Genomic DNA, 24,866 nt, shown 5'->3' on the forward strand with positions numbered 1-24,866 from the left:
TCCTGTGGATACAATCTTTGCGCTTTCAAGTGGATTGTTGCCTTCAGGGGTTGCAGTTGTTCGACTTTCTGGTCCTCATGTCGTGAATATTGTTAAAACGCTTTGTGGCTGTTTACCTAAAGCGCGATTTATGCATTATGGAAATCTTATTGCACGTGATGGTAGTTTTTTAGATTCTGCTCTAACTGTTTTTTTTCCTGGCCCTCATAGTTTTACAGGTGAAGATTGTGCAGAATTCCATTTACATGGGGGTAAAGCAGTTGTTAATCGTTTTTTAGATGAATTATCTGCATTTCCTGAGTGCCGTATTGCTGAGGCAGGTGAATTTTCTCGTCGAGCATTTACTGAAGGAAAAATAGATTTAATTCAAGCAGAAGCTCTTGCTGATTTAATAGAGGCAGAAACAGAAGGTCAAAGACGTTTAGCTGTTATAGGTACAAGTGGACATTTAACAAAACTTTATCGTGGTTGGCGTAATGAGCTTATAACAGCACGTGCTTTAATAGAAGCTGAAATTGATTTTTCTGATGAAGACGATATTCCAGATTCTATATCTGATGAAATTTGGGAAAATATGAAAAAACTTAGCTGTTCTCTTTGTGAACATATTGCTGCAGGAGAACGTGCAAATATCTTAACTGATGGATTACGAGTTGTTATTGTAGGTGCTCCAAATTCTGGAAAGTCAAGTATTATTAATCGTTTGGCTGGAAGACCTGTTGCTATTGTAACAGAAGAAGCAGGAACAACTCGTGATGCTTTAGAAATTAGATTAATACTTGGTGGTTTGCCAGTTTTTTTTACAGATACTGCTGGTTTTAGAAAAACAGAAAGTAAAATTGAACAATTAGGTATAGAAACAGCAAAACAACATATTATAGATGCTGATTTAGTTATTCTGGTTGATGATATGAATAATCCTCAAGAAATTCATTTACCAAAAACATCAGCTGAAATATGGCGTGTTGGTAATAAACTTGATCTTTATAAAGGAGATAAAACACGTTGGTCTATACAGTTTTCAGCATTAAGTGGCTTAAATTTTGATCATTTTATAAAGGAAATAGAATCGTTTTGTCTGCGTCGTGTTGCTGAAATTGGTAATGTTGTTTCAGCACAAAAAAGACAACTCCAATTATTAAAAGAAGCCGTTAAAGAAATTGATGCTTCAATAAATCATATTTCTCTTGATTTAAGTTTACGTGCAGAACATCTTCGTCGTGCAAGTGATGCACTTGGACGAATCACGGGTGATATTAATGTTGAAGATTTACTTGATGTTATTTTTTCACAATTTTGTGTTGGTAAATAAATGATTCACGTGAAACTTTAAGATAGTTTGATATGGAATAAACAAATGCAATTGTATGATGTTATCGTTGTTGGAGGAGGTCATGCCGGCTGTGAAGCTGCTTCAGCTTCAGCACGTGTTGGAGCAAAAACAGCACTTGTTACGTATCAAATATCAGAACTTGGTACAATGTCATGTAACCCTGCTATTGGCGGACTTGGAAAAGGACATCTCGTCCGTGAAATAGATGCTTTGGGTGGTTTAATGGGGCAAGCTACAGATGCTGCTGGAATACAATTTCGACTTCTTAACCGGCGTAAAGGACCAGCAGTCAGAGGACCACGCACACAAGCTGATCGACAATTATATAAAAGAGCAATTCAAGGTTTTTTACAAAAACAAGAAAATTTAAAGCTCATTGAAGATGAAGTTATTGATCTGATTGTTGAAAATGATCATGTTTCAGGTGTTTGTTTAAAAAAACAAGGGAATATTTTTTCTAAAGCTGTGGTTTTAACAACAGGTACGTTTCTACGTGGTCTTATTCATATTGGTGATAAAACGTGGCATGCCGGTCGTATGGGTGAACAATCAAGTATGCAACTTGCTGAGCGCTTGAAAGAATATGATATAAAGCTTGGACGATTAAAAACAGGAACTCCCCCTCGCCTTAGTAAAAAAACAATTCGTTGGGATATACTTCCAAAACAACAAGCTGATGAATATCCAGTACCTTTTTCTTTTTTAACAGAGAAAATAGAGCAACCTCAGATTGAATGTGCAATCACACGTACAAATACACAAACACATCAAATTATTAGTGAAAATATACATCGCTCTGCTTTATATTCAGGAGCTATTGAAGGATTGGGACCACGTTATTGTCCTTCAATTGAGGATAAAATTATTAAATTTGGTGAACGAGATGGACATCAAATCTTCTTAGAACCAGAAGGATTAGATAGCGATATTATTTATCCAAATGGTATTTCTACCTCTCTTCCTGAGGATATACAAATTTTTTTCTTGAAGACTATTGAAGGATTAGAAAATGTAACGGTTTTACAACCAGGTTACGCTATTGAATATGATTTTGTTGATCCTAAACAACTGACCAGAACCTTGGAATTAAAATCTTTACCAGGATTATTTTTAGCAGGTCAGATTAATGGTACAACAGGATATGAAGAAGCTGCAGCACAAGGACTTTTGGCGGGGCTTAATGCTGCTCGTCAGGTAGCTGGTTTAAAGGAAATTATTTTAAGCCGTTCGATGGCTTATATTGGAGTTATGGTTGATGATTTAGTTTCACGTGGGGTTTGTGAACCTTATCGAATGTTTACATCACGGGCAGAATTTCGTTTATCTTTACGTGCTGATAATGCTGATGCTCGTTTAACTCCTTTAGCACAACAATGGGGTATTATTAGTGATACTCGATGGAACTTATATCAACATAAACAAAAATGTCTTGATCAAGCACGGTCAATTTGTCAAAAACTGTTTTTAACTCCCAATGAAGCATCTGCTCATGGATTACATATAAATCATGATGGAGTTCGGCGATCAGCTTATGATCTTTTATCTTATCCTGGTATGAATATAGAACGTCTTTCATCTTTTTGGCCTCAATTACAATCGATTGATGCTAAAACTGTTGAAACTCTAGAAATTGAAGCACAATATGCAGTTTATTTAGAAAGACAAGCACAAGATATTGCTGTTCTTCAACGAGATGAACGTTTAGAAATTCCAGCTTCTCTTGACATTCAAGCAATTTCTGGGCTTTCAAATGAATTAAAAACAAAAATTCAACAGTCATCACCACGCTCAATTGCTGATGCACAAAAAATTGATGGTATGACACCAGCAGCATTATCATTAATTATTACATCTATTCAGCGTCAAAGACGTGAAAAGGCAAAATCAGCTTAATGACTTTCTTGATAGAACAAAAATATCAGGATCTCTTAAATCTAGTTCCTTCTGTTTCACGTGAAACGGTAGAAAATTTAATGAGATTCGAATCTCTTGTGATTCAATGGAATAAACGTATTAATTTAATATCTACTGCGACAGTACCAGTTTTATGGACGCGTCATATTTTAGATTCTGCTCAGATTTATCCTTTACATAATCAGTGTTTGCATTGGTGTGATTTTGGATCAGGAGGGGGTTTTCCCGCAATTGTTATTGCTATTTTTCTTAAAAATAGAAAAGGAGGACATATTGATTTGGTTGAAAGCAATGGAAAAAAAGTAGCTTTTTTACGAACAGTCATTGCTCACTTGGATCTTCCAGCAACAGTTCATCATTGTAGAATTGAAGATGTATATAAGAAAATAAACAAGCCAGAGGTTATAACTGCGAGAGGTTTGGCTTCGCTCGATGTTCTTTTACAACTTTTATCTCCTTTGTTAACGCAAAAAACAATAGCTCTTTTTCAAAAAGGTCGGGATTATATGACAGAAATAAAAAATGCCTCTGCCAATTGGCGTTTTGATCTGCTAAAACATCAAAGTAAAATTGATACAAGTTCTGTTATCTTAGAAATTTCTCATGTTCGATCATGTAAAGGGTAAAGCAAAATGAGCGAAACACGAATTATCGCTATTGCAAACCAAAAAGGTGGGGTGGGTAAGACAACGACAGCTATTAACCTTGCAACAGCTTTGGCAGCTATAGGTGAAAATATTCTTATTATGGATATTGATCCACAAGGTAATGCAAGTACAGGACTTGGAATTGATCGTAATAGTCGTCCTTTATCCTCTTACGATGTTTTAATTTCTGGAATTTCTGTAGTTGATGCTGCTTTAAAAACAGTTGTGCCTAATTTGCATATTGTACCTTCTACACTTGATCTTTTAGGTGTTGAAATGGAAATTGCTTCATCGCAAGATCGTATTCAGCGCTTACGCAAAGCTCTGTGTGAAGATCAGATGGTGTCTCAAAAATTCAGTTATATTTTGATTGATTGTCCTCCTTCACTTAATCTTTTAACATTAAATGCTATGGGGGCAGCAGATTCTGTTTTGGTACCAATGCAATGCGAATTTTTAGCACTTGAGGGTTTAAGCCAATTGCTTGAAACAGTAAAACAAGTACGGTATGCTTTAAATCCATCTCTAGAAATTCAAGGTATTGTTTTAACGATGTACGATGGACGTAATAATCTTTCAAATCAAGTTGTTGAAGATGTACGCTCTTTTATGGGAGAGAAGGTTTACCGTACTGTTATTCCACGTAATGTACGTGTTTCTGAAGCTCCTTCTTTTGGTAAACCGGCATTACTTTATGATCTTAAATGTGCTGGTAGTCAGGCCTATTTACGACTGGCAACAGAGATTATTCAGCGCGAAAAACAAGCAAAAACTGCTGCTTAAAAAGTGTGAGAAAAGTAATTTAAAGTAATTTATTGTGAGGTTAGTTCAAAGAGTAAAATCATGAATGATGATCAATCAAAAAAAAGACTGGGTCGTGGATTGGCAGCATTAATCGGAGATGTCAGTTTAAATAATGATCCTGCACATCTATTAAATTCTGCAAGATTCACAATGAAGTCAAATATGGATTCTATCGTTTCTGAGCGGTTGGTATCTATTGAACTTATTTCACGTAATCCCAATAATCCACGACGTCACTTTACAGATTTAGAACTTGAAAATTTAGCTCAGTCAATTCGTCAACATGGTGTTGTTCAACCTGTTCTTGTAAGGCCTTCACCTCATCATCCCGGTCGGTTTGAATTAATCGCTGGTGAGCGGCGGTGGCGTGCTGCACAACGAGCCAATTTAAATCAATTACCCGTTATTATTCGCGATGTAGATGATAAGAAAGCTTTAGAATTAGCTATTATTGAGAATATTCAACGTGCTGATCTTAATCCTATTGAAGAAGCAATGGGATATGAAATGTTGCTTAACGAACATGGTTATACTCAGGCAGATTTGGCACAAGTTATTGGAAAAAGCCGAAGTTATGTTACAAATACTCTTCGTTTGTTAAAACTTCCACCAGAAGTACAGAAATTTTTGATTGATGGCCAACTTTCCGCTGGTCATGCACGTTGCCTCATTACTGTCAACAATCCACAAGATTTAGCTGAAAAGATTATTCATGAAGGGCTCTCTGTTCGTCAGGCAGAAGTGCTTACACATGAACAGGCAAATCCTAAACTTAAAAAACGAACTTTAGTGGAAAAAGATACGGAAACAAAATCTTTAGAAAAATTATTGACTGATATGATCGGAATGAAAGTAGCCATTCGACACGGTAAAGATGGTGGTGATTTAAAAATACATTATTCTTCATTAGAAGAATTAGATGATATTTGTCGGCGTTTACAAAGTTAATCAATAGTCCACAAAAGAGCACGAATTCGGTTAATATGTTTTTGACCAAATTCCAGATTACTTTGAGATAAAGTAATTTTTTCATCAAAATTATCGTTGTTTTCAAGTGCTGATACTGCAGCTAATGTTGCTTGAAGTGCCATAAAACCAATAACATAATCTCTTGGTGTAATATTATGTTTTTCTAAAACACCAGCAAGTTTTGGTCGACCAGATACAGAAGCAACAAGCCCTTCAATACTATTATCATTTCCAGTACCAGGTGCGTCTGGTTCTGCGAGTAAATTTGCAACTTCTATTTTAATTTGTTCCATTTTTACAAGAAAATTTTCTGTTAAAGGATAATTCGCAACGATATTTGAGGGGAGGGTAGATGTTATAACAGAATGATAATCTGTTTCATTTGCCATTGTTTTTTGAGCATATGTTGCAAAAGGAGAGAGTAAAATAAAAAACACATACAATGCCAATTTCAACATGGTTAGAACTATTCCCTTCTTTTACAGTTTTTCAGCAACAACTTTCTTTATTTGCTTTTTTGTTGGTAAGATTTTTCTACAAAGTATTATTCATTCCAGTAATGAAAAGAATTTATAATTTTTCTTGTTCTAAAATCGTTAGTAGAATTATAGCATTGTTGCATTGTGACAAAAAAGATTTTTCCATTCTTTAGATGATAAGTACGGCTCAGTAATTAATGCAAAAAGAGCGTTAATTTTAATATCTTTATGATTGTGATAAAAAGTATTTTATCAAAGAAGCTAACAAATCTTTCTTTAAATTCTAATATTTAATAACGCCTTTTTGAAAGAATATATACCAATGATAAGCTGGTATTATGGATTTCTTTGTCTTTAGAAAATCAAGTTAAATTATATTTTTATGCATGAATAGGCTTATCAAAAAATTTTCCTATAAATAAATTGCTCGATTAACATAGACTTTCTTCATAAATAATACTGGGCAAAAATTTATAAAATCATTCAATGATAATGAGTATTACTCTGCTTGAGAGTTAGATTTATCCTTTTTTATCAAAGGAGTTGTTGAATGTTTCATAATGATAGTTATTTGTGATAGCATAAATATGAGAGTTATGGACATAACACCAAATACTTTAAAACTAGCCCAGAAATTATCACTGAAATTACGCCAAATAACTTCATTTAGAACAGCAAGAAAAACGAAAAAAAATGCCCACCGATAGGTCAGTTTTTGCCATCCTGTATCGTTCATTTTAAGAGTAGAATCAAAAACATAACGCAATAATGGTTTTTTGAACAATAGGCCACCAAAAAGAATAAGCGCAAATAAACTATTGATGATTGTAGGCTTCATTTTGATAAAAGTGTCATTATGAAGCCAGAGAGTTAAAAACCCAAAGACCAGGACGAATATCCCTGAAATAAGTGGCACTATGGGAACTTTGCGCATAATGAACCATGATAAGCTTAAAGCAATAATAATCGCTATCATAAAAACAGCAGTTGCAGGAAAAATAGGCTTGTTAAAGCTTTTAAAGAGTCCAATATTATTAATTAGCCACTGCCCTTTATAATTGGCGAGAAAAAAAACAACCAATGGGCCCATTTCTAAAAGAAGTTTAAGTGTTGGTGAGGATGTTTCTCGGTTGTTGTTGATATTCTTCAAATTTGGATTATTGGATGAATTAGATTTAGAGTGTTTCATGAAGATTTTCCCACAATAGCTTTCGCAAAATCAGAGGCAGAAAAAGGTTCAAGATCCTCAATCTTTTCTCCTATACCGATAAAATAGACGGGTAATTTATATTTATTTGCAATGGCGATTAGAATTCCTCCTCGTGCAGTACCATCAAGTTTTGTCATAACTAAACCATTAACACCAGCAACATTATGGAAAATGTCTACTTGATTGAGTGCATTTTGCCCGGTTGTTGCATCAAGTGTTTGAAGGACTGTGTGGGGTGCTTGAGGATTATGTTTCTTTAAAACACGAATAATTTTTGCTAATTCATCCATTAATTCACTTTTATTTTGTAGGCGTCCAGCGGTGTCAATGATTAAAACATCACTTTCTTCCTTTTTTGCTTTTTCATAAGCATCAAAAGCTAAACTAGCAGCATCTGCACCAAGTTTAGTTGAAATAACATTAGCTCCTGTACGTTCACCCCAAATATGTAATTGTTCAATGGCTGCAGCACGAAATGTATCACCCGCAGCCAACGTGATTTTCAGCCCACCTTCTGCTAATTTAGCAGCTAATTTTCCAATAGTTGTTGTTTTTCCTGTTCCATTGACACCTACCAGCAAAATAACATGAGGTTTATGACTAAGATCAAGTTCCAGCGGGATAGCAACAGGTTCAAGAACTTTTTTGATTTCATCAGCCATGATGGTATAAAGATCGTCTAGAGATAAATCTTTCTCGTAACGGCTGGATGCTAAGATATCAGTAATACGTGTGGCTGTCTCTACACCAAGATCCGCTTGAATAAGAATATTTTCTAATTCTTGCAATGTGTCTTCATCAAGTTTCTTTTTGATAAAAAGTGCACCAAGGGAATCACTTAATTGCTGAGAAGAAAGAGATAATCCTTTTTTAAGACGCTCAAACCATGCCTCTTTTTGTTCAATAGGCAAGGAATGTAAATGTTCTTCAATTGTCTTTTCTTTAATTGTGTCAGTGACAATCACTTTTCCAGAAAGAGATTCAAAAGATGAAGATTCACTGTTCTGTGTTGATGTTTCCCTTTGTTTTTCTTTTTCAATATGGGTATTTTCAGATGTAGAAGCGTGATTACTCTTTGTGTTTTGTTCAGCTGTATCAGCTGTAGAAGTTTCATGAAGGGCAGGAGCTTGTTTTTGTTTGATAGTTTGCTCTTTAGATTTACGGAAAGAGAATATTTTTTTAATAAAAGACTGTGTCATAAGAGCTTTCCTATTCAAGCTGCATTCCATTTAATATGTTCAGCAATTAATTTATTACCATCATGGCCAATAATAAGGGCTTTAATGATTGTTCCAGCTTTAGTACCTTTGATGCGTGTGAGTGTGTAATCTTCAGTTCGTCCAATCTCATCTTTTTCAACAAGGATTATTTGTTGGGTGTTTTTTAAATGAGCGAGATGTTTTTGATAGGCTTTTTTTCCTGCATTACGAAGCTTTTCTGCACGAATTTTTATTGTTTTGCGGTTAACTTGAGGCATACGGGCGGCAGGTGTTCCTTCTCTTGGGCTAAAGGGAAAGACATGAAGATGCGTTAAATTACATTCATCGATCAAAGCTAAACTGTTTTGAAACATTTCTTCTGTTTCGGTTGGAAAACCAGCAATTAGATCGGCGCCATAAACCATTGTAGGGCGTTTAGCATGTAAGTCTTGACAAAACTGGATTGCGTTTTCACGCAAATGTCGCCGTTTCATTCGTTTTAGAATCATATTACTGCCAGCTTGTAAAGATAAATGCAGGTAGGGCATTATTCTTTTTTCATAAGCTAGGAGATCGATTAATTCTTGATCTATTTCAATAGAATCGATTGATGAAAGACGTAGTCGTGGTAAATCAGGGACATGATGCAAGATGGCTGAAACTAATTTTCCTAACGAGGCTTTTCCTGGCAAATCGGCACCATAACTTGTAAGGTCAACACCTGTGAGGACTATTTCTTGAACACCATTGCCTATAAACTTTTTAATTTGTTCAATGATAGTACCCATAGGAACTGAGCGTGATGGTCCACGGCTATAAGGAATAATGCAAAATGTACAGCGGTGATCGCATCCATTTTGCACTTGTACAAAAACACGCGTACGACCTTCTATTGCACCAACCATGTGTGGGGCAATGTTGCGCACCTCCATAATATCATTAACACGCAATTTTTCATCGTGATTTATGCCAAAATCAGGAAATTGATGATAGGAATGAGTATGGAGTTTTTCTTCATTCCCTAAAACAAGATCCACTTCTGTCATAAGAGCAAAATTTTCTGATTCTGTTTGAGCTGCGCATCCTGTAACGACAATACGGGCATGAGGATTTTCACGTTTAGCTTTACGGATAGCCTGTTTTGCTTGTCGTACCGCTTCAGCAGTGACAGCACAAGTGTTAAAGATAATGGCATCATCTTTGAGCTTATCAAGACCAGCAGAAGCGCTTTTTTCACGAATAACTTCTGATTCATAACTATTAAGTCGACAACCAAATGTTACAATTTTTATAGCCATCAGGAATAATCCTTTTCATAAACCCCTGTTAAGGGATCAAAAAGACCGTTGAATTCATATTCTGCTTGGCCTGTCATGACAATATGGTTATCTTCTCGATAATGAATAGAAAGTGTTCCTCCTGGTAGATTTACATCAATATGGCGTTCAGTTAATCCACGTCGGTAAGCGGCTACAGCACTAGCGCAAGCAGCGCTCCCACATGCTTTTGTTAATCCAGCTCCCCGCTCCCATGTGCGTAAGGTTAGACTTTTTTGTGATGTTATAAAAGCAATAGAGATATTACACCGTTCTGGAAAAAGTGGGTCATGTTCAAGCTTTGGTCCATATTTTTCTAATGGAATAGATTGAATATTGTGATCGACGAAAAAAATAGCATGCAAATTTCCGACAGATACAAGACAGGCATCCTGTAGGGGGCCGGCAGTTATTTTTACGTGATTAGTATCGGCTATTTCGCGTGAAACAGGCATATCTTTTGCATTAAGATGTGGACACCCCATATCAACGCAAATAAGACCATTACTTTGGCGTTCACCTTCAACAACTCCGGCAGGTGTTTCTAATCGAAAGCTTTTATTAAGGGTGTGATTTGAGAGCCATTCGATAACACAACGTGTACCATTACCGCAGGCTTTTGCTATTGAACCATCAGCATTCCATATTTCGATGCGAAAATCTGTATCATTTTGAACTGGTGGATGAATAGCCATAATTTGATCAAAATGTGTTTGGGGATCTACAGCTAAGGTAAGAATTGCTTGTGGTGTGATGTTGTGTGTGCTTTCACGCATATCAGCAACAATGATTTGATTTCCAAGACCATTCATTTTGCTGAAAGGTATCTTCATAAGGTTTCTCTATTTTTTGAGTGGTAAATGATAAGCACAATAAGGCAATATATGACTGAAAATCTTTCAGATTACTAGTATTTGTTCGAGATAAAACTAAATAAGAAGAGGCATTATTATTCGAGATTGACAATTTTCATTGTACTTCCATGTTTTTTGCCTTTATTTCACGAGTTTTTTTATATGTTAATTTATCTTAATATAATGGTACATGTAAATGGTAGTACATATAAAAATGCGTTCATGTCTTTTGAGTACGTTTATTTATTATTATTTATGGGAGGTTATTATTATGGGAAGGAGAAAAATATGATCTTTTCAAGAATTTCGGCTTTCGTTGCACTATCAGCTATAACTATTTTAAGTGGTTGTTCAACATCCCGATTTGGGAACAATGATAGTGGTAACGCACGAGAAGTTGTTTATCCTGTTCAGCAGATGTTGGAATCTGTAACAGCATCTGATCTCCCAGAAATTGAAACGTCTGTCTCTTCAATTAGTGAGAGTGAATATCCTAGTAGTGAAATACAAGAAGCAAGTATTGAGCTACCAAGTAATACTGTTGATTTATTTCCTGCCAGTATTGCTGGTGTGTGGAATTTGTCTGTAAACGGTAAGGTTTGCCGAATTGCAACTCCACAGACAAAATTTGGTCAAGGGTACCGTGCTGGTCCTTTACTTTGTCCAAGAATATTTTCCGGAGTTAAATCATGGGCTATCAAGGGAAAGAGATTGTATTTCTATGATGGTTCAGGGCACGCTGTAGCTGCTTTTTATTCCCCTAGTGGGAATTATTTTGAGGGGCGGACATTTGATAACCAGCTAGTTTTTTTAAGCCGTTGATAAAAAAATATTATTCATAAATATGTGTGGATTTTTCTTTTACTAAAAGTGATTTGCAAAAGGGATGCTTGGATGGTTTTAGTTTCGACGCGCTATGAAGATTTAGTTTCCAAAGGAGAAATTAATTCGGATCCAGCTCAGTTAGCTTTAATAAAATATTTTGATTGTTTGCTGCAAGAAATTTCGGCACAAAATACTTTTCAGTTTTGGGCATTTTGGCGTCACTTTAAAAGAAAAAAACAACCTTGTTTACGTGTTTTTGAACAAAATAATAATCATAGTTGTATTCAGGGGCTATATATTTATGGTGAAGTAGGGCGTGGCAAAACCATGTTGATGGATTTGTTTTTCTCTTGTTTACCACAAGACAGTAAAAAACGCGCCCATTTCAATGATTTTATGGCTGATGTCCATGAACGTATCAAAATACATCGTCAGATGCTTAAAGGTACAAAAGCTAAACAAGATGATCCTATTTTAGCTGTTGCAAAAGGTCTTGCACAAGAAGCGCGCGTGCTTTGTTTTGATGAATTTAGTGTAACAGATATTGCAGATGCTATGGTACTCTACCGCCTTATTGCGGCTTTGTTTGATCATGGGGTTATTTTCGTTGCCACTTCGAATGTTGCTCCTGATGATCTTTATCGTAATGGTTTGAATCGAGAGCTTTTTTTGCCCTTTATTCAAATTTTAAAGACCCATGTTCATGTTGTTAATCTTGATGCAAAAACAGATTATCGTCTTGAAAAGTCAAATCTACACCATGTGTATGTAACACCGTTAGGGCCTGCGGCAGATGCAAGCATGGATCAGGCATGGGAGTTTGTGCTGCAGGGTCAAAAAGAAGTGTCTGATACTCTATCTGTAAGGGAGCGCTTTATTCATATTGCACGTTCTGGTGCAGGGTGTGTGCGTTTTGATTATCAAGATCTGTGTGCAAAGCCTTTGGCAGCAGCTGAGTATTTAGCGTTAGGGGAGCGTTATCATACAGTTTTTATTGATAATGTTCCGGTGATGGATGATACACATCGCAATGAAACAAAACGGTTTATTTTACTTATTGATATCCTTTATGAACGCCACATAAGACTGTTTATGTCGATGGCAGCAGAACTTGAAGATTTGTATCAAGGGTACTGGCAAACAACAGAAACATTTGAGTTTCAAAGAATACAATCACGTCTTTTTGAAATGCAAAGCCAAGACTATCTAGATTTTTGGAAAAAACAGTTTTTGGATAAAATAAAATGATTATTACTTTGTCTTTAGGTAAACTATAAAATAATAGTTCTTTGAATTAAAAGTATTGTAATAATCTATTGTGTTTTTTTAAGATTCATCTTATCGGTAAAATACAGTAAGTTTCTAATTTTTGATTTATAGAGGGATTTTATGTCAATGAAGAGAGAAATGTGATTCATTTCATACTTTCCCATTTTTGATAAATTTAGGGGAAATATTCAATCTTATTGGCACTGAGAATTTTGCACTTAGTTATCTGATAAAAATTGAGGAAGAAAAAATGGCACGAAAGAAAATAGCTCTTATTGGCTCCGGTATGATTGGGGGTACTTTAGCACATATGATTGGGCTTAAAGAACTTGGTGATGTTGTCTTGTTTGATATTATGGAGGGAATGCCGCAGGGTAAAGCTCTCGATATAGCTGAATCTTCACCGGTTGATGGTTTTGATGTCAATTTAACAGGTTCTAATGCTTATGAGGCAATTGAAGGAGCTGATGTTATTATTGTAACTGCAGGTGTTGCGCGCAAGCCTGGTATGAGTCGTGATGACCTTTTAGGGATTAATCTAAAAGTTATGGAACAGGTTGGTGCAGGAATTAAAAAATATGCACCTTCAGCGTTTGTTATCTGTATTACAAATCCTCTTGATGTGATGGTTTGGGCATTACAGAAATTTTCAGGTCTTCCGGTGCAAAAAGTTGTTGGTATGGCCGGTGTTCTTGATTCGGCGCGGTTTCGTTATTTCTTGTCTGAAGAATTTAACGTTTCTGTTAAAGATATAACAGCGTTTGTTTTAGGAGGACATGGTGATTCGATGGTGCCTTTGGTGCGTTATTCGACTGTTGGTGGTATTCCTTTGCCTGATCTTGTTAAGATGGGTTGGACAACTCAAGAAAAACTTGATCAAATTGTTCAACGTACGCGTGATGGTGGTGCGGAAATTGTAAGTTTGCTCAAAACAGGTTCTGCTTTTTATGCGCCAGCTTCTTCTGCCGTTTCTATGGCTGAAGCTTATTTGAAAGATACTAAGCGTGTTGTTCCTGTTGCTGCTTATCTTTCAGGTGAATATGGCATCAAAGATATGTATGTTGGTGTTCCTGTTGTTATTGGTGCTGGTGGTGTTGAAAGAGTGGTTGAAATTGATCTTAATAGGGATGAAAAAGATGCTTTCGAAAAGTCAGTCGACGCAGTGCAAAGGCTCTGTGAGGCTTGCGTTTCTATTGCGCCTAATCTTAAAAAATAAAGCTCAATTCTACGCTTAAATAATAAGATGCTTTAAGTGTTTGAGAGTTGATTTAGTGGTCCATAAAAGAAAAGGGAAAACGAATGAATATTCATGAGTATCAAGCCAAACGTATACTTCACGAATATGGTGCACCAATTGCAAACGGTGTGGCTGTTTATTCTGTAGAACAAGCTGAAAAGTGGGCGAAAAAATTGCCGGGACCACTTTACGTGGTAAAAAGTCAAATTCATGCTGGAGGTCGTGGTAAGGGGAAGTTCAAAGAACTTGGCCCTGACGCAAAGGGTGGTGTTCGGCTTGCACAATCGGTTGAAGAAGTTGTTGCTAATGTAAAAGAAATGCTTGGTAAAACTTTAGTAACCAAACAAACAGGTGCAGAAGGTAAGCAGGTTAACCGCCTTTATATTGAAGATGGTGCTGACATTGAAAGAGAGCTTTACCTTTCACTTTTAGTTGATCGTACGGTTGGTCAGGTTGTTTTTGTCGTGTCAACAGAAGGGGGCATGGACATTGAGACGGTTGCTGAAGAAACACCCGAAAAGATACTCACTCTTCCTATTGATTGCGCAAAGGGTGTTACCTCTGTAGATTGTACAAAGCTTTGTGATGCATTAGATTTGTGTGATAGTGCGCGTGAAGATGGAGAAAAGCTCTTTCCTATTCTTTATAAAGCTTTTTGTGAAAAGGATATGAGTCTTCTTGAAATCAATCCGCTTATTGTTATGAAAGATGGTCATTTGCGCGTTCTTGATGCGAAAGTTTCTTTTGATAATAATGCTTTGTTTCGTCATCCAGATATTTTAGAGTTACGTGATATTTCAGAAGAGGATTCAAAAGAGATCGAAGCATCGAAACATGACCTTGCTTATATCGCTCTTGATGGTACGATTGGCTGCATGGTAAATGGTGCGGGTCTTGCTATGGCAACGATGGATATCATCAAGCTTTATGGAGCTGAGCCAGCCAATTTCCTTGATGTTGGTGGTGGTGCTTCAAAAGAAAAGGTTACTTCTGCTTTTAAAATTATTACCGCTGATCCGAATGTTAAAGGCATTTTGGTCAATATTTTTGGTGGAATTATGCGTTGTGATGTTATTGCTGAAGGTGTCGTTGCTGCTGTTAAGGATGTTGGTTTGAAAGTTCCTTTAGTTGTTCGTCTTGAAGGCACCAATGTCGAGCGCGGTAAAGAAATTATCGATAATAGTGGTTTGAATGTTATTTCTGCTGATGATTTAGATGATGCTGCTCAGAAAATTGTTACAGCCGTGAAGGAAGCTTAAGTTATGTCGATTCTTGTCAATAAAAATACAAAAGTTTTAGTTCAAGGGCTTACAGGGAAAACGGGAACGTTTCACACAGAACAGGCACTTGCTTATCATGGTACGCAAATGGTTGGCGGTATTAACCCTAAAAAAGGGGGTGAAACGTGGGAAGGGGCAAAAGGAGAAACTCTCCCTATTTTTGCCAGTGTTGCAGAGGGTAAAGAAAAAACAGGTGCTGATGCTTCTGTTATTTATGTGCCACCTGCAGGTGCTGCAGCAGCTATTATAGAGGCTATAGAGGCTGAGATCGGTTTAATTGTCTGTATTACAGAAGGCATACCGGTTATGGATATGGTTGAAGTTAAGGCTAAATTAGAACAGTCACAATCACGCTTAATTGGCCCTAATTGTCCTGGTATTCTTACGCCTAATGAATGTAAGATTGGTATTATGCCTGGTTCTATTTTTAAGAAGGGTTCTGTTGGTATTGTTTCACGGTCGGGAACTTTAACCTATGAAGCAGTGTTTCAAACGAGTCGTGAAGATCTTGGGCAGACAACTGCTATTGGTATTGGAGGTGATCCTGTTAAGGGGACTGAATTTATCGATGTATTGGAAATGTTTTTGGCTGATGATGAAACCAAGTCTATTGTTATGATCGGAGAAATTGGTGGTTCCGCTGAAGAAGAAGCGGCACAATTTATCAAAGACGAAGCCAAAAAAGGCCGTAAAAAACCGATGGTTGGTTTTATTGCTGGTCGTACAGCTCCTCCAGGGCGTACAATGGGGCATGCTGGAGCGGTGATTTCTGGTGGTAAAGGTGGTGCAGAAGATAAGATTTCTGCAATGGAATCTGCTGGAATTCGTGTTTCTCCTTCACCGTCACAAATTGGTAAGACTTTGGTTTCAGTTTTGAAGGGATAAAAGAAGGTATCTGGGTGGGTCTTTGTATCCATCCAGATAAACCAAAAAGTAAAAATTTTTTTTACAATGTCCTAACTCTTAGTTAAAAGTAATGTGGGTATATTAAGGAGACGGAACGAGATGTTCCGGGAAGATATATGACAAGGCAGAATGAGATAAATGGTCTTTTTGCGCAAACGTCGTTTCTATATGGTGGAAATGCAGATTATATAGATCAACTTTATGCCGAATACGAAAAAAACCCCACGAATGTGGATGAGCAATGGCGTGCTTTTTTTGAGAGTTTTCAGGACAGTAAAGAAGATGTTCTTAAAAATGCTGAAGGGGCAACATGGCAACGTGACCATTGGCCGTTAAAGGCAAGTGGAGAATTGGTTTGTGCTTTAGATGGTGATTGGTCTGCTCTTGAAAAGCATTTAGGTGATAAGTTAAAGGCAAAAGCTGCTGTGCAAAAGGGGGTGGCTTCTAGCAAGCAGGATATTGTTCAAGCAACTCGAGATTCTATTCAAGCGCTTATGATGATCCGTGCTTATCGGACACATGGGCATCTTCGTGCGCGGCTTGATCCGCTCCAGTTGGCAGAAAAACCTGAGGATTATAAAGAACTATCTCCAGAAACTTATGGTTTTAGTTCTGCAGATTATGAGCGCCCGATTTTTATTGATAATGTATTAGGGTTAGAATACGCAACCATTCCACAAATGCTTGAGATTCTTAACCGTGTTTATTGTTCAACAATTGGTGCAGAATATATGCATATTTCTGATCCTGCTCAAAGAGTGTGGATTCAAGAGCGTATTGAGGGATCAGGTAAGCAGAGTGCTTTCACACAGGAAGATAAAAAAGCTATTCTTAACAAGCTTATAGAAGCAGAAGGTTTTGAACAGTTTTTGGATACAAAATATAAAGGTGCAAAGCGTTTTGGTCTTGATGGTGGTGAGGCGCTTATTCCTGCTCTTGAACAAATTATTAAGTGTGGGAATGCTTTAGGTGTGCAAGAGATTCTTGTTGGAATGGCTCACCGTGGCCGTTTAAATGTTCTTTCACAAGTTCTGGCAAAACCGCACCGGGCTATTTTCCATGAATTTAAAGGTGGTTCTTATAAGCCTGATGATGTGGCGGGATCGGGTGATGTAAAATATCACTTAGGAGCTTCAGCTGACCGTGAAATTAATGGTCAAAAAGTTCATTTATCGCTTTTACCTAATCCATCTCATCTTGAAATTATTGATCCGGTTGTTATTGGGAAAGCACGCGCTAAGCAAGATCAACTTGTTGGCCCTACACGCACTGACGTTATTTCATTAAGTGAGCGTTCAAAAGTAATGCCTGTGTTAATTCATGGTGATGCAGCTTTTGCGGGGCAAGGTGTTCTTCAGGAAACTTTTGGTCTTTCAGGTTTAAAAGGTTATAGTGTTGCGGGCTCTATCCATGTAATTGTCAATAATCAGATTGGATTTACAACTAATCCGCGCTTTTCACGCTCTTCATCTTATTCATCGGATATTGCGAAGATGATTGGTGCGCCAATTTTTCATGTGAATGGTGATGATCCTGAAGCGGTTGTTTTTGCAGCAAAAATAGCAACAGAGTTCCGTCAAACTTTTCATAAGCCGGTGGTGATTGATATGTTCTGTTATCGCCGTTATGGACACAATGAAGGTGATGAACCTTCTTTTACGCAACCTCTAATGTATAAAGCAATTCGTAACCACAAGACGACAGTTCAACTTTACAGTGACCAGTTGGTAGCACAAGGAGTTGTTGGTTTAGAAGAAATTGAGCGCCAAAAGAAAGAATGGCGCGATAAGCTTGAGGTTGAATTTGAGGCAGGTGCTTCTTATAATCCCGATAAAGCTGATTGGCTTGATGGAAATTGGTCAGGCTTAAAAGCGGCTGGTGATGCTGAAGAACAGTGTTGTGGTGCAACAGGCGTTGAGTTGAAAACTTTAAAAGAAATTGGGCAAAAGCTTGTCGAGGTTCCATCAAGTTTTCATGTCCATAAGACTATTCAGCGTTTTTTAAACAATCGTGCTAAAATGTTTGAGACCGGTGAGGGAATTGATTGGGCAACAGCTGAGGCTTTGGCTTTTGGTTCACTTTGTTTAGAGGGAACACCAATTCGTCTTTCTGGTGAAGATGTTGAACGTGGGACCTTTTCGCAACGTCATTCAGTTCTTTATGACCAAGAAAATGAAACACGTTATATTCCTTTGAATAATTTACAAAAAGAGCAAGCACTTTATGAAGTTGTAAATTCTATGCTCTCTGAGGAAGCGGTTCTTGGTTTTGAGTATGGATATTCACTTGCTGAACCACGTGGTTTAACGCTTTGGGAAGCACAATTTGGTGATTTTGCTAATGGTGCACAGGTCATTTTTGATCAATTTATTTCATCTGCAGAGCATAAATGGCTTCGTATGTCTGGTCTTGTTTGTTTGTTACCTCATGGTTTTGAGGGGCAAGGGCCAGAGCACTCTTCGGCACGTTTAGAGCGTTATCTTCAACTTTGTGCGGAAGATAATATGCAGGTTGCTAATTGTACAACTCCTGCAAATTATTTTCATATTTTACGGAGACAAATTAAACGCGATTTCCGGAAACCATTGATTTTGATGACGCCTAAATCACTTTTGCGTCATAAACGGGCGGTTTCTTCTTTAAGCGAAATGGGGCCAAAAACGAATTTCCGCCATTTATTGCTTGATGATGCGCAATGTCTTAAAGATTCTGCGATTAAATTGCAAAAAGATGATAAGATCCGCCGTGTTGTTCTTTGTACGGGTAAGGTTTATTATGATCTTTATGAGGAGCGTGAAAAAAGGGGAATTGATAATGTTTATTTGCTTCGCGTTGAACAGCTTTATCCTTTTCCAGCGAAAGCTTTAGCGGATGTGCTGTCACGCTTTTTACAAGCTGAAATTGTTTGGTGCCAGGAAGAACCCAAAAATATGGGAGCGTGGTCGTTTATTGAGCCTTACTTGGAACAGGTTTTAACTCATATTAATGCAAAATATTCACGTGCGCGTTATACTGGGCGCCCTGCGAGTGCATCGCCAGCTGCTGGATTAATGTCTAAACATCTTGAACAACTTGCCGCGTTTCTTGAAGACGCGTTGGGTTCTTAACTTAATTATTACTCTGACGTATGGAAAAATATTATGGCTAGTGAAATCCGTGTTCCTACTTTGGGCGAATCGGTTACTGAAGCAACAATTGGCAAATGGTTTAAACAGTGTGGTGAAGCCGTTGCTGTAGATGAGCCTTTGGTTGAATTGGAAACTGATAAAGTAACGGTTGAAGTTCCTGCACCTGTTGCAGGGAAATTATCAGAAATTCTTGCAAAAGAAGGTGATACAGTTGAAGTGAATGCTCTTTTAGGGTTGATTGAAGCGGGAGCTGCTGGTGCTTCGTCATCGTTTGCATCTTCTCTTTCTGCACCAAGTCCGGTTGCAGCTTCTGGACCGGCTTCATCTTCTTTGGGTGGTGCAATGCCTCCTGCTCCTTCGGCAGCAAAGTTGATGGCTGAAAATAATATTGAAAAAGATAAAATTTCAGGTTCTGGCAAACGCGGACAGATTCTCAAAGGGGATGTTCTTGATGCATTAACACAAAAAACAGGAGCAGGTGCTTCTGTGCCGGTTTCTTCATCTTCATCTAATGAAATGCGTGAAGAGCGCGTTCGTATGACAAAATTACGTCAAACAATTGCTCGTCGTCTTAAGGATGCACAAAATACAGCAGCTATGTTAACGACATTTAATGAAGTTGATATGTCTGCAGTAATGGATTTGCGGAAGCGTTATAAAGATCTTTTTGAAAAGAAACACAATGTTAAGCTTGGCTTTATGGGCTTTTTTACCAAAGCTGTTTGCCACGCATTAAAAGAACTTCCTGCAGTTAATGCTGAAATTGATGGGACGGATATTGTTTATAAAAACTATGTCAATGCTGGAATTGCGGTTGGAACAGATAAAGGGCTTGTTGTTCCGGTGGTTCGTGATGCAGACCAAATGTCAATTTCAGAGATTGAAAAAGAAATTGGCCGTTTAGGGCGCCTTGCTCGTGAGGGAAAATTGGCAGTTTCTGATATGCAGGGTGGGACATTCACTATTACCAATGGTGGTGTTTATGGGTCATTAATGTCGACACCAATTTTAAATGCACCACAGTCTGGTATTTTAGGAATGCATGCGATTAAAGAGCGTGCAATGGTTGTTGGGGGGCAAGTTGTGATCCGCCCAATGATGTATTTAGCGCTTTCTTATGATCACCGTATTGTCGATGGGCAAGAGGCTGTAACTTTCCTTGTACGTGTCAAGGAAAGTTTAGAAGATCCGGAACGTCTTGTTCTTGATTTGTAGAAGTGCAGTTTTGGGGATGAAAGGAAAAACGAATGTCTTATGATGTTGTTGTGATTGGAGCGGGCCCAGGTGGTTATGTTGCAGCGATTAAAGCGGCACAATTAGGTCTTAAAGTCGCGATTGTTGAAAAACGTGCGACATTGGGTGGTACCTGTCTCAATGTTGGTTGTATCCCTTCTAAGGCATTGTTGCATGCTTCAGAGGTATTTGCTGAAACGCAGCATGGTTTTGAAGAACTTGGTGTTTCTGTCTCCAAACCTAAGCTTAATCTTAAAAAGATGATGGAGCATAAAGAAACCGTTATAACGGCTAATACGAGTGGTATTTCTTTTTTGATGAAGAAAAATAAAATTGATACTTTTTTGGGTACAGCAAAGATTTTAAATGCAGGCCAAATTGAGATTACCGCTAAGGATGGTAGCCAACAAACAATTGCAACAAAAAATATTGTTATTGCTACAGGTTCAGATAGCTCAAGTATTCCAGGTGTCAATGTTGAAATTGATGAAAAGGTTATTGTGTCTTCCACAGGAGCACTTGCGCTTGAAAAAGTTCCAACACGTATGGTTGTTGTGGGTGCAGGTGTTATTGGCTCAGAACTTGGTTCAGTGTGGAGCCGTTTGGGTGCAAAGGTTACCGTTGTTGAATTTCTTGATAAAGTTTTAGGATCAATGGATGGTGAAATTTCGCGTCAGTTCCAAAAATTGATGGAAAAACAAGGAATTGAATATAAACTTGGTGCGAAAGTTAAAGCTGTTACTAAATCTAAATCAACTGCTAAGGTGGTTTTTGAGCCTGTTAAAGGTGGTGCAGAAGAAGTTCTGGAAGCAGATGTTGTTTTGATTGCAACTGGGCGTCACCCGTATGTTGAGGGTCTTGGTTTAGCAGAGGTGGGTGTTCAGTTAGATGAACGTGGTTGTGTTGTAACTGATCAGCATTGGCAAACCAATATTCCAGGAATTTATGCAATTGGTGATGTCATTAAAGGCCCGATGTTAGCGCACAAAGCTGAGGAAGAGGGCATCGCTGTGGCTGAAATTTTGGCAGGTCAAAAAGGTCATGTTAATTTTGATGTTATTCCTGGTGTTGTTTATACGCAACCAGAAATTGCCAGTGTAGGTAAGACAGAAGAAGAGCTTAAAGCTGCCGGCATTGACTATAATGTTGGGAAATTTCCTTTTATGGCTAATGGACGTGCACGCGCGATGCAAAAAAGTGATGGTTTTGTTAAGATTCTTGCTGATAAAAAGACAGACCGAGTATTGGGTGGACACATTCTCGGATTTGGTGCAGGTGAGATGATTCATGAAATTGCGGTTTTGATGGAATTTGGTGGCTCATCAGAAGATTTGAGCCGTTGTTGCCATGCACACCCCACTTTATCAGAAGCGGTACGAGAAGCAGCTTTAGCGACATTTTCTAAGCCATTTCATACTTAAGAAAATTTTTAAAAAAGTTTTATGATGTTTCTTGAAAGAGACATCTGTTTTACAGATTAATCTATACCATGCGATTTTATTAACCGCCTCTTTAAAAAAGGGGCGGTTTTTTATATTTTAGCATATTGATGGATTAAAATTGTAATTGTTTATCTTCTTGTTTTTCTCTTATACAGGTTGGCAGCCCCATATGATCAAGTTGTTTAAGGAAGGGGAGTGGTGGTAATTCTTCTACATTAACCATGGTTTTTACATCCCATGTTCCTGTGGCGATAAGAATGGCAGCAGCTGCTGCAGGTACACCGGCTGTATAGGAAATCCCTTGTGCGCCTGTTTCATTAAAAGCTTGTTTATGATCAGCTATATTATAGATAAAAACTTCTCTTGGACTTCCGTTTTTTATGCCTTTAATGAAGTCTCCAATACAGGTTTTTCCTGTGTAGTTTGGCGCTAGAGAAGCTGGATCAGGTAAGACAGCTTTTACGACTTTCAAAGGAACAACTTCCTGGCCTTCTGCTGTTTTAATAACCTGTTCTGATAAAAGTCCAAGGTTTTTTAAAACGGTAAAAACATTAATATAGAGTTCACTAAAACCCATCCAAAAACGAATATTTTGAACATCGAGATTTTTGGATAACGAATGAATTTCATCATGTCCTGTCATGTAAGCTTTTTGTTTTCCAACAACTGGTAAATCCCATTCATGGTTGATTTCAAACATTTGATTGGAGACCCACTTTTTATTTTGCCATGACCATACTTGCCCTGTAAATTCTCGAAAATTGATTTCTGGATCAAAATTGGTTGCAAACCAACGTCCATGCTTTCCGGCATTGATATCAATAATATCAATGTCAGAAATTGTATCAAAATAAGTATCATGTGCTAACGCTGCATAAGCATTAACAACACCAGGATCGAAACCTGCGCCTAAAATAGCCGTTATACCTGCTTGTTCACATTCTTTACGTCTGGGCCATTCGTAATTGTTGTACCAAGGTGGTGTTTCACAAATTTTTAAAGGGTCTTCATGAATCGCGGTATCAATATAAGCGCATTTTGTTTTGATACAGGCTGAAAGAACAGACATATTCAAAAAAGGAGAACCAACATTAATAACAATCTCACATTTGGTCTGTTGAATAAGCTTTACAGTTTCTTCGATGTTCATTGCATTAAGCATATGGCTTTTAAGAACACCTGCTACTTTCATTGCTTTTTTATCTTTAATGGAAGCAATTATTGCCTCACATTTTTTGAGTGTTCGTGAAGCGATATGAATTTCTCCAAGTATATCGTTGTTTTGAGCGCATTTATGCGCGACAACTTGTGCAACACCGCCAGCACCAATAATGAGAACATTTTTTTTCATTGTAGTTGGTCTCCTTTTTAATATCGCTGCATAATTTTTATATTATTTTGATTATGAAAGACTGTTTTTATAGTCATTATAGTTGAATTGACGTTGAATGGTTAGATTTCCATTGCATTCTTTAATAACAATGGCAGGCATCGCAACGCCATTAAACCAGTTTTTCTTAACCATTGTATAGCCTGCGGCGTCTTGAAAAGACAGTCTGTCGCCTATTTTAAGTAATTCAGGAAATTGGAATGTTCCAAAAATATCGCCAGCAAGACAAGATTTTCCGCAAACCATGATTTCATGTGATCCTTGATTTGGTTCTAATTTTGCATTTTCACGATAAATGAGAAGATCAAGCATATGTGCTTCAATTGAGCTATCAACAATAGCGAGGTTTTTTTCATTATACAGTGTATCCAGAACACTAACTTCTAATGTGGTACTTTTTGTGATAGCAGCTTCCCCTGGTTCCAGAAAAACGGTTACATTACAAGTTTGAGAAAAACGTTTTAAACGTTCTGCAAGAGCTTCTAGAGGATAATTATCAGCAGTAAAATGAATTCCACCACCAAGGCTAATCCAGTCAACAGCGATGAAGAGTTTTTTAAATTTTTCTTCAATATGATTAAGCATTTGGTTGAAAAGATTAAAATCAGCATTTTCACAATTATTGTGGATCATTAAGCCATTTATAAGGGGTAAGACTTCTTCGATCGCACTTTGATTGGTTTCACCCAAACGGCTAAAAGGGCGAGAGGGATTTGCAAGATCAAAATTTGATGCACTAATACCTGGATTTAGCCTTAATCCTCGTTGAATAGTTTTGGTAGTATTCGCAAAACGTTGGAGTTGTTGAATTGAATTAAAGATAATTTTGTCTGCATAAGTACATACTTCATCAATTTCATCATCTGCCCAAGCAACCGAATAGGCGTGGGTTTCTTTTCCAAATTTTTCTCTTCCTAAGCGTAATTCATAAAGAGATGATGAGGTACTTCCATCCATATATTCAGACATGAAATCAAATACACTCCATGTTGCAAAACATTTCAAAGCCAGCAAGACTTTTATTCCCGACATTTCTCGTAAACGAGCAATAATTTCCATATTCTTTATGAGTTTGGATTTATCTATAAGATAATAAGGGGTTTTAATCATTGCTCATCCATTCTCTTTTGAAGAATCTTATTATTTCTACCAATGTTTAGTACCTATAGAAATAGGATGTCTCAAGGGAAAAAGTATCATAAAGGAAAATCTGCTATATCTAGTCATAAAAAGACGATCTATTATCTCATATTGTTTTAAGTTATTTTGAGATTTGTGCTGTATGCATTGCTTTTAAAATTTGTACTATTTTTAAAGCTTCTATATCTAGGGTAAGTGCTTTCATAATAACAAAAAATGCCACTGATTTAGCATAAAAACGATATTGAAATGGGAAAATTTTTTAGCTATTTTCCTCTAGAGATTTTAACA

General features: G+C 37.3%; 20 protein-coding genes. 13 read left to right on the forward strand and 7 right to left on the reverse strand.

Features of this window, described 5'->3' with window-relative positions; translation table 11 throughout:
• Window positions 1–4 precede the first annotated feature (4 nt).
• Genes mnmE through J7R05_RS00945 form a run of 5 tightly spaced genes read left to right on the forward strand, consistent with a single transcriptional unit; the run spans window position 5 to window position 5,646 of the window.
• Window positions 5–1,312 (forward strand): tRNA uridine-5-carboxymethylaminomethyl(34) synthesis GTPase MnmE, encoded by a 1,308-nt coding sequence (gene mnmE, locus J7R05_RS00925; RefSeq protein WP_208540794.1) that lies wholly within the window; start codon window positions 5–7, stop codon window positions 1,310–1,312.
• 45 nt (window positions 1,313–1,357) lie between these two features.
• A complete protein-coding gene (gene mnmG, locus J7R05_RS00930; protein ID WP_208540795.1) occupies window positions 1,358–3,226 on the forward strand; it encodes a tRNA uridine-5-carboxymethylaminomethyl(34) synthesis enzyme MnmG in 1,869 nt (622 codons plus the stop codon).
• On the forward strand, window positions 3,226–3,873 hold the full coding sequence (gene rsmG, locus J7R05_RS00935) for a 16S rRNA (guanine(527)-N(7))-methyltransferase RsmG (RefSeq protein ID WP_208540796.1): 648 nt from the start codon (window positions 3,226–3,228) through the stop codon (window positions 3,871–3,873). The genes mnmG and rsmG overlap by 1 nt, the downstream gene beginning before the upstream one ends.
• 6 nt (window positions 3,874–3,879) lie before the next feature.
• Window positions 3,880–4,677 (forward strand): ParA family protein, encoded by a 798-nt coding sequence (locus tag J7R05_RS00940; RefSeq protein WP_208540797.1) that lies wholly within the window; start codon window positions 3,880–3,882, stop codon window positions 4,675–4,677.
• A gap of 60 nt (window positions 4,678–4,737) precedes the next feature.
• Window positions 4,738–5,646, forward strand: a complete 909-nt coding sequence (locus J7R05_RS00945) for a ParB/RepB/Spo0J family partition protein (RefSeq protein ID WP_208540798.1) — start codon at window positions 4,738–4,740, stop codon at window positions 5,644–5,646.
• Here the strand turns inward: J7R05_RS00945 and J7R05_RS00950 are convergent.
• The 5 genes from J7R05_RS00950 to dapF form a co-directional block, all read right to left on the reverse strand.
• Window positions 5,643–6,104, reverse strand: a complete 462-nt coding sequence (locus tag J7R05_RS00950) for a hypothetical protein (RefSeq protein ID WP_246468185.1) — start codon at window positions 6,102–6,104, stop codon at window positions 5,643–5,645. The two genes, J7R05_RS00945 and J7R05_RS00950, sit on opposite strands and share 4 nt — an antisense overlap.
• A gap of 541 nt (window positions 6,105–6,645) precedes the next feature.
• The gene (locus tag J7R05_RS00955) at window positions 6,646–7,335 is read right to left on the reverse strand and encodes a septation protein A (protein ID WP_208540800.1); all 690 of its coding nucleotides are present in this window, start codon (window positions 7,333–7,335) and stop codon (window positions 6,646–6,648) included.
• Window positions 7,332–8,555, reverse strand: a complete 1,224-nt coding sequence (gene ftsY, locus J7R05_RS00960) for a signal recognition particle-docking protein FtsY (RefSeq protein ID WP_208540801.1) — start codon at window positions 8,553–8,555, stop codon at window positions 7,332–7,334. The genes J7R05_RS00955 and ftsY overlap by 4 nt, the downstream gene beginning before the upstream one ends.
• Before the next feature lie 14 nt (window positions 8,556–8,569).
• Window positions 8,570–9,853 carry a tRNA (N(6)-L-threonylcarbamoyladenosine(37)-C(2))-methylthiotransferase MtaB gene (gene mtaB, locus J7R05_RS00965; RefSeq protein WP_208540802.1) on the reverse strand — a complete coding sequence of 428 codons (1,284 nt, stop codon included), beginning with the start codon at window positions 9,851–9,853 and terminating at the stop codon, window positions 8,570–8,572.
• On the reverse strand, window positions 9,853–10,704 hold the full coding sequence (gene dapF, locus J7R05_RS00970; RefSeq protein WP_208540803.1) for a diaminopimelate epimerase: 852 nt from the start codon (window positions 10,702–10,704) through the stop codon (window positions 9,853–9,855). Before dapF ends, mtaB begins: the two co-directional genes overlap by 1 nt.
• 309 nt (window positions 10,705–11,013) lie before the next feature.
• Here dapF and J7R05_RS00975 point away from each other — a divergent pair, with 309 nt between their 5' ends.
• The 8 genes from J7R05_RS00975 to lpdA all read left to right on the forward strand — a co-directional run bounded on the left by J7R05_RS00975 (window position 11,014) and on the right by lpdA (window position 22,024).
• The gene (locus J7R05_RS00975; RefSeq protein ID WP_208540804.1) at window positions 11,014–11,547 is read left to right on the forward strand and encodes an AprI/Inh family metalloprotease inhibitor; all 534 of its coding nucleotides are present in this window, start codon (window positions 11,014–11,016) and stop codon (window positions 11,545–11,547) included.
• 72 nt (window positions 11,548–11,619) lie between these two features.
• Window positions 11,620–12,798, forward strand: a complete 1,179-nt coding sequence (zapE, locus tag J7R05_RS00980) for a cell division protein ZapE (protein WP_208540805.1) — start codon at window positions 11,620–11,622, stop codon at window positions 12,796–12,798.
• Between the two features lie 271 nt (window positions 12,799–13,069).
• Window positions 13,070–14,035 (forward strand): malate dehydrogenase, encoded by a 966-nt coding sequence (gene mdh / locus J7R05_RS00985; protein ID WP_208540806.1) that lies wholly within the window; start codon window positions 13,070–13,072, stop codon window positions 14,033–14,035.
• 83 nt (window positions 14,036–14,118) lie between these two features.
• Window positions 14,119–15,315, forward strand: a complete 1,197-nt coding sequence (gene sucC, locus J7R05_RS00990) for an ADP-forming succinate--CoA ligase subunit beta (protein WP_208540807.1) — start codon at window positions 14,119–14,121, stop codon at window positions 15,313–15,315.
• Window positions 15,316–15,318: 3 nt separating this feature from the next.
• Window positions 15,319–16,221, forward strand: coding sequence for a succinate--CoA ligase subunit alpha (gene sucD / locus J7R05_RS00995; RefSeq protein ID WP_208540808.1), 903 nt, complete (start codon window positions 15,319–15,321; stop codon window positions 16,219–16,221).
• 137 nt (window positions 16,222–16,358) lie between these two features.
• Window positions 16,359–19,349, forward strand: a complete 2,991-nt coding sequence (locus J7R05_RS01000) for a 2-oxoglutarate dehydrogenase E1 component (RefSeq protein ID WP_208540809.1) — start codon at window positions 16,359–16,361, stop codon at window positions 19,347–19,349.
• Window positions 19,350–19,382: 33 nt separating this feature from the next.
• Window positions 19,383–20,585 carry a 2-oxoglutarate dehydrogenase complex dihydrolipoyllysine-residue succinyltransferase gene (gene odhB, locus J7R05_RS01005; RefSeq protein ID WP_208540810.1) on the forward strand — a complete coding sequence of 401 codons (1,203 nt, stop codon included), beginning with the start codon at window positions 19,383–19,385 and terminating at the stop codon, window positions 20,583–20,585.
• 32 nt (window positions 20,586–20,617) lie between these two features.
• A complete protein-coding gene (lpdA, locus tag J7R05_RS01010; protein ID WP_208540811.1) occupies window positions 20,618–22,024 on the forward strand; it encodes a dihydrolipoyl dehydrogenase in 1,407 nt (468 codons plus the stop codon).
• Window positions 22,025–22,157: 133 nt separating this feature from the next.
• Here the strand turns inward: lpdA and J7R05_RS01015 are convergent, their stop codons facing one another.
• Window positions 22,158–23,396 (reverse strand): saccharopine dehydrogenase family protein, encoded by a 1,239-nt coding sequence (locus J7R05_RS01015; RefSeq protein WP_208540812.1) that lies wholly within the window; start codon window positions 23,394–23,396, stop codon window positions 22,158–22,160.
• Between the two features lie 51 nt (window positions 23,397–23,447).
• The gene (locus J7R05_RS01020) at window positions 23,448–24,545 is read right to left on the reverse strand and encodes a carboxynorspermidine decarboxylase (RefSeq protein WP_208540813.1); all 1,098 of its coding nucleotides are present in this window, start codon (window positions 24,543–24,545) and stop codon (window positions 23,448–23,450) included.
• Window positions 24,546–24,866 lie beyond the last annotated feature (321 nt).

This window comes from Bartonella capreoli (genome assembly GCF_902813205.1).
GTDB classification, from domain to species: domain Bacteria; phylum Pseudomonadota; class Alphaproteobacteria; order Rhizobiales; family Rhizobiaceae; genus Bartonella; species Bartonella schoenbuchensis.